Origin of the sequence: Streptomyces sp. NPDC091376 (assembly GCF_044757085.1) — a bacterium.
Lineage (GTDB): Bacteria > Actinomycetota > Actinomycetes > Streptomycetales > Streptomycetaceae > Streptomyces > Streptomyces pratisoli.
On sequence record NZ_JBIVUF010000053.1, the window covers coordinates 1 to 6,537 of the forward strand.

Here is a 6,537-nt window from a genome sequence, read left to right on the forward strand (position 1 = left end):
GGGCTCGGCCGCCACCTCAGCGATCCACGTCAACAGCACCACAGCAGTATCCCTGCGCAGCTCGGCCCCGAGAACCACCAAAAGAAACGAGGTCTTAGACATGTAGTTCAGGCGGACCGGAGGACGGGCTTGCCCATCTGTCGTCGCGCGAGGGAAGCGGAGCGGTGGAAAGAGGTGCGTCGGCCCCGCCGCAGGCAGAGGAGTGGCCTGCGTGGGAAGCGAGAGCGGGGCGTGGGCTCCTCTGGTCAGCCCTTGAGGCGGAGTTCGACCAGGGTGGACTGCTGGTCGGTGCCGCCGCCGACGCCGACGGCGGTGAGGTCGTTCGCGGGGGCGTTGACGACGGTTTCCTCGCCCTCGGCGGTCAGGGTGGCTTGGACGGGCTGGTCTCCGGTCCACAGGCTGAAGGCCTTGGGGAGCTCCAGGGTCAGGTAGCCGGTCTTGGCGTTGGTCCTGAAGCAGAACTTGCCGAGGAAGGACTCGACCAGAAGGTTCGAGGGGTCGGCGAGGCACTGGCCGACGTCGGTGATGTCGGTGAGGACGATGTGCCCGTCGCCGCGCTTCAGGGTGATGTTGCGCTCCGCTAGGACCTTGTCGGCGCCCGGGTAGTTGAAGTCCTCGACCGCGAGGGGCATGTCGCCGGCCGCACGGGGAGCGGACGGGACGGTCTGCGGGGCGGCCAGGGCGGTGGCGCCGAGGCCCGCCGCGATTGCCGCGGTGAGTCCGGCCAGAAGCGTCTTCCGGGCACGGGTTATCGCCATCGGGGTCCTCTCGGGAAGTGAGCCGACTGGGAGCAAATCTGAACAAGGCTCTCCAGTTGGCTGAAGTAAAGCATATGTAAGATCCACGTGAAGCACTCCCCATCATTCATTCACGTGAGAGGGGTGCAGCCCTGAGCCCCCGTCGGGTCTGTTGCCATTAGCAACGCCTTGCCGTGGCGATCCGCGTCACTGTAATGCCGGCCAAACTGAATCAAATTTCTCTGGTATGTCCATTTTTAGGCGAAGAAGGGTAGTTGAGTGAAGCGGCTATTTCGATCGATAGGTTCGAGAGGACCTTCCAAGCCTCAATGCAAGCTTGCCTCGCGGACCCTTGTCTCGCGGTGGACATGGGCGCCGGTGCTGTCCGTCACGCTCGCGGCCGGGCTGCTGGGAGCCAACCCGTCGTACGCAGCGACAACTGACCCGGCACTCGATCGTGGAATCGTTGTCGGGTACTGGATGTATGGCGGCGTGGGGGTGAGGGAGGCCGCTGAGCAGGCGCTGCTGGGGACGGATGAGCACGTCCGGCAGTTCCTTGCGGAGGAACCTTCCATTCAGCAGATCGATGACCGGGTGGATGTCGCTCGTGTTCTTAACGCGGGCGGTCTGGCGGTGCGGGATGCGGCGAAGCAGGCGCTGCAGGGCACGCCCGCGGATGTCCAGGCGTTCTTGGAGAGTGGGTGGAAGGCCCCGCATGAGCTAGATATGCGGGTGGAGGCTACGCGGGTCGTCAACCTTGGTGGCCTTGCGGTCAGGGACGCGGGTACGGCGGCGTTGCAGGGCACGCCTGAGGACGTCAAGAAGTTCCTCGAGGTGGACCAGTACACGGCGCGGGAGACCGATGACCGGGTCACGGTCACCAGGCTCTACAGCAGCGGCGGGCCGAATGTGAAAGCCGCGGCCAGGCTCGCGCTGCTGGGCACTCCGGCCGACCTGGTCGAGTTTGTCGAGGTCGGGCAGTTCGTGGCGCGTAACCGCGACCAGGAACACGCCACCATCGCGCAGCTCACCGAGCAGGCGGAGAAGGCCGGCAAGCAGGCCGAGGACGCTACCAAGGCGGCCCAGGAGGCTTCCGGGAAGGCGATCGCGGCAGCGGAGCTGGCCAAGCAGGCGGCCAAGAAGGCGGCTGCGGAGACCGAGGCCGCCAAGGACGACGCCAAGCGTGCGTCGGTGAAGGCGAAGCAGGCCGCGGACGCCGCGCGGGCCGCCGCGGAGGCGGCGCAGACGGCGATCGGTGCGGCGAATGCCGCGAACCGCTCGGCGCGGATAGCCGCGCTGGCTGCGGCGCAGACCGCGAACGCGGCCGCGGCTGCGGCGGATGCGGCTACCCGGGCCTCGAACGCGGCGATCGCCGCGGGCAAGGACGCTGGTCAGGCTCAGGCCGCGCGGGACCGGGCGAAGGCCGCGCGGGATGCGGGAGCGCTCGCCCGGAAGTCGGCGAAGGCTGCCGAGCAGGCCGGCAAGGCGTCGCTGGCGGCTGCCGAAGCGGCGGCGGCGTCCCGCAGTGCGAGCGGTAACGCGGATGCTGCGGCGGACGCGGCCGATGAGGCGGCGGGTTACGCGGATGCGGCCGGGGCGTCCTCGGCCGAGGCGCGGGCCGCTGCTGCGGAGACCCGTCGGCACGCGAACGAGGCCAACCGGGCCGCCAATGCGGCCGAGGCGCTGGCCCGTAAGTCGGCCACCGCCGCCAACGAGGCCCGTGACGCTGCCAACTCGGCCGCCACGCACGCCGAGAACGCCGCGGCTGCCGCTGATGAGGCAGCCGAGCATGCCGGCGAGGCAGCCAACCACGCCGCAGAGGCCACCAAACAGGCCAATGCCGCCAAGGTCGCCGCCGACGCCGCCACGGCAGCAGTGGCCACTGCGAAGAAGACCTTCGACATCGCCCGGGAGACCGAGGCAGAAGACCTGAACACCCGCACCGCCGCATCCATCGAGAGCGCACTGACTCACAAGGCGGTCGCGGACACCTTCACCGTCGAGCTCTCCGGAACGGTGGTCGAGGGTAAGGCGATCGAGGACGACACCAAGGCACTGGCCACCGAGCTTGCCAAGCCGGACGCGGACCAGGCCGCGATTGCCGCAGAGGGCCGCGAGGTCGCGCTGCGTGCCTTGAAGTACTTCGGCTCCTGGCGCCAGGAGGCCGCCATTCGGGCCCTGTCCGGCACCGACGCCGACGTTCTGGAATACCTGCGCACCGGCTGGGACCAGGCAGTCCAGGACGAGCTGCGCCAGCAGGTCGCCGACATCGCCTCGACCAGTCCGTATGAGGCCGTGCGTACCGCGGCCACCGAGGCCCTGAACGGCACTGACGAGCAGATCCGCGACTTCTACACCACCGGCCGGCACACGGCCGCCAACACCGACTACCGCGTCGAGGTCACCAGGATCTACGACGCCGGTGGCACCGCGGTCAAGGAAGCAGCCAGAGCGGCACTGGAAGACGGCAGTAACCAGGCCCTGCTCGGCTTCCTCAACAACGGGCAGTACGCCGCCCGCAACACCGACGAGCGAGTGACCGCCACCCAGCTGTTCAACAACGGCGGACCCGAGGTCAAATCCGCGGCCAAGATCGCCCTGACAGGCCCGGCCGACCAGCTCCACACCTTCGTCCAAGCCGGCCAGTACATGGCCGACCGCAAGGACCAGCTCGCCTTCACCCACATCGCCCAGGTCGAACGGCTCATCGCCGAGGGCGGCGTCATCGCTGCCAAGGCCCAGGAGAACCGCTGGCTCGCCGCCAAAGCAGCAGCCGAAGCCAACCAAGCCGCCGGCGAAGCCACAGCAGCAGCAGCCGAGGCGAAGAAGAGCGCCGACCAGGCCGACGACTACGCCGACCAGGCCGACGCAGCAGCCGACGCCGCCGCAACCAGCGCCGCCCAGGCTGCAACCTCGGCCACCACCGCACGCAACGCCGCCAACCGCGCCGAACAAGACGCCATCGCAGCCGAAGAATCCGCCGCCCAAGCCGAATTCTCCGCCAGCTACGCACGCACCTCATCCGATCAAGCACGCCGAGCCGCAGAAGACGCTGAGGCCTCCGCGCTCGCAGCGGGAAAGAACGCAGAAGAAGCGGCAGACCTCGCCACTGCAGCGTGGAAAGACGTAGTCACCAAGCGTGAAGCCGAACTGGCCGAAGCAAGCCGACTCGCTGAAGAACAGCGCAAGAAGGAGCGGGAAAGCAAGCCCAAGTGCTTCATTCCCGTGAACCGGGACCACCTCCCGCCCTGTGCCTACGGCGACACAGAACTAGTGCTCCCCGCGATCGACCCGCTCATGAAAGAGATCGTCTGGGAAGTACTTGGCATCAATGACGCCGTGGACTGCTTCGAAGACCCAACTCTCGGCAAATGCACCCTCGCCATCGCATCCATCCTTCCCATCGGCAAGCTCAAGCTTGTCAAGAAGGGGTATGACGCAGCAGAGGATGCTGCCAAGGGATCAAGGATCAAGGAAGCGCCCGTGTGCTTCCGAGGAAAGATCCCAGGCACCAGGAGCCTGGTACGCCTTGCACGCTCATTTGAATGGTGCACGGACGCCGACCGTATTGAGGACGCAGAGGCCATTGCCGAGGGGCATGCGTACGGCAAGCACGCAGGAGACTTTCCTGGCATGTCTACCAAAGATCTTGCAGAGCTCGCCAAAACCGTGATGCAGAGTCCCATCAAGACTAAGACTCTCGCGCGCGGAAGGAAGGCATTCCTCGGTCCGGACGGTAAGACTATTGTGATCCATAGTCCCATGTCTCCAGATGGTGGAAGCATCTATAAGCCGACCAACTTGGAAAACTACTGGGAAGGGCTCGAGTAGTGACTCAACGCAACGTCAAGCCTAGTGACGTCCTCCTGCGCGAGGAGGTCGAGCTCCTACGCAGGGCTCTTCTCGAGTGGGATGGACCTGCTCGCTGCAGCGATCACTTGGCCATGGGGATGGGTTTCCAGGACGTAGACGACCTGCTGATCCAATGCCGCAAGCTCAGAGATTCGCTCGGTAACGACGATCCGTTGTCCCCCGTCGAATGGGCGCGCACACTCATTTCTTGCGAGATCGTGTTTGTGAGTGACCTAGCAGGCTCAGGGGTCGAATGGGAAACGACAGTCGGGATTGATGACGAGCAGACAATACGAATACTACGTACAATCCAGCGGAAGTTGGGGAGGACGGTCCACGCATACTACGGAAAGCGTCCGGTTCGATAGACGTTTCGTAGGCGGCGTTTAGCCACCCGGGGGCCGTCCCAGAGGGCGGCCTCACTAGGCTTTTCATGGCTGGGTAAGCCCAACGGGACCATTGTAATTAGGTTCCAGGCATGGGCTCGTGGAAGCAGGGTCGGCTACGAACAGCAAGCCTGCGTCCTCGACGGAAGCGGTACTTCGCCACCACAATGCCGATTCTAGGACATCGTTTCTTATGGCGTGATCGTTCGTTGATCTGTGCATGACGGATCTGGTTGAGCGGTTGGTGCCGGACGAGTTGTGGGTGTTGCTCAGGCGGGTAGTGCCGCCGACGGTGGTGATACGTCCGCAGGGCGGTGGCCGACGTCGGGCGGGAGACCGTGAGGCTCTGGCTGCGATGATCTTCGTGGCGACGTCCCGTCATGCACGTGGCGGCAACTGCCGCCGGTGTTCGGCCCGGCCTGGCCCACGGTCTATCGCAGGTTCGCCCAGTGGAGCCGGGAGCGGGTCTGGGCGAAGCTCTAGCGCGTGATCCTCGACGAGCTCGGGGCGCGGGGTGAGCTGGATTGGTCGCGGTGCGCGATCGACTCGGTCGGTGTGCGGGCGGCAAAAAGGGGGCCGCTGACGGGACCGAATCCGACCGACCGCGGCAAGCTGGGATCGAGGATTCACCTGATCACCGACCGGAACGGACTCCCGTTGTCCCTGGGCGTCTCCGGCGCGAACATGCACGACAGCCAGGGCCTGGAGCCGCTCGTGTGCGGCATCCCTCCCATCCGGTCCCACCGCGGACCTCGGCGTCGACGGCCGGCCAAGCTGCACGCGGACAAGGGCTACGACTACGACCATCTGCGCCGGTGGCTCCGCGAGCGTGGAATCCGCCACCGCATCGCCCGCAAGGGCGTCGAGACCTCACAGCGGCTGGGCCGCCATCGTTGGGTGGTAGAGAGAACCGTGTCCTGGCTGGCCGGCTGTCGCCGACTCCACCGCCGGTATGAACGCAAGGCCGAACACTTCCTTGCCTTCGTCGGCATAGCCGCAATCCTGATCGGCTACCGCCGATTGGCTGCTCCGCTCATGGCCTGAGCCGGTCCTGCTGCACGTCGAAGCAGACCAGCCCCATGGACTCGGCGACGGCCACCGCATAGGCCGACGCTTCCTCGGCCATGCTCCACCGCATGGCGAAGTAGATCAGCGGACCGCTGGCCTCGTCGATCAACGGACCGGCGGACCAGGGCGAGGTGCCATCGCCGTCCTCGGTGATGTCACACCACCGCTCAAGCAACACGGCGACGTATGCCGCAATGCGTTCGGACGGAGGCTCTTCCACCTCGCCGTCGATGTAGCGGTCGTACAGATCGCTGAAGACCTGGCCGGCGGTCTTGTCATCCTCCGGCCTCTCGCCTTCCCAGACAGCAAGGTCGTAACTCATGCCCGGGACGCTCTCACATCGCACTGACACCCGCCCGGTCGGTCAACGGCGCGAACGTCAGCCATAAGAGACGATGTCTAAGGCCGTGTCCTATGTGGTGAGGCGGACGAGTCGCTTGTAGCAGCACAGAGCGGCGGCGAGGCCGAGAAAGGCCAGGTAGTTGCGGGGATGG

Annotated in this window: 3 protein-coding genes and 1 pseudogene; 2 read left to right on the forward strand and 2 right to left on the reverse strand. The window is 66.0% G+C overall.

Features of this window, described 5'->3' with window-relative positions:
* Positions 1-245: 245 nt before the first annotated feature.
* Positions 246-758 carry a hypothetical protein gene (locus ACIQMR_RS38075; protein WP_401397699.1) on the reverse strand — a complete coding sequence of 171 codons (513 nt, stop codon included), beginning with the start codon at positions 756-758 and terminating at the stop codon, positions 246-248.
* Positions 759-1,115: 357 nt separating this feature from the next.
* On the opposite strand from ACIQMR_RS38075, the gene ACIQMR_RS38080 reads away from it, so the two are divergent.
* Both ACIQMR_RS38080 and ACIQMR_RS38085 read left to right on the forward strand, forming a co-directional pair.
* Positions 1,116-4,568, forward strand: coding sequence for an ALF repeat-containing protein (locus ACIQMR_RS38080; protein ID WP_401397702.1), 3,453 nt, complete (start codon positions 1,116-1,118; stop codon positions 4,566-4,568).
* 627 nt (positions 4,569-5,195) lie between these two features.
* A pseudogene (locus ACIQMR_RS38085) lies at positions 5,196-6,019 on the forward strand (IS5 family transposase).
* Here the strand turns inward: ACIQMR_RS38085 and ACIQMR_RS38090 are convergent.
* The gene (locus tag ACIQMR_RS38090) at positions 6,009-6,365 is read right to left on the reverse strand and encodes a hypothetical protein (protein ID WP_401397705.1); all 357 of its coding nucleotides are present in this window, start codon (positions 6,363-6,365) and stop codon (positions 6,009-6,011) included. The pseudogene ACIQMR_RS38085 and the gene ACIQMR_RS38090 overlap by 11 nt on opposite strands.
* Positions 6,366-6,537: the final 172 nt, after the last annotated feature.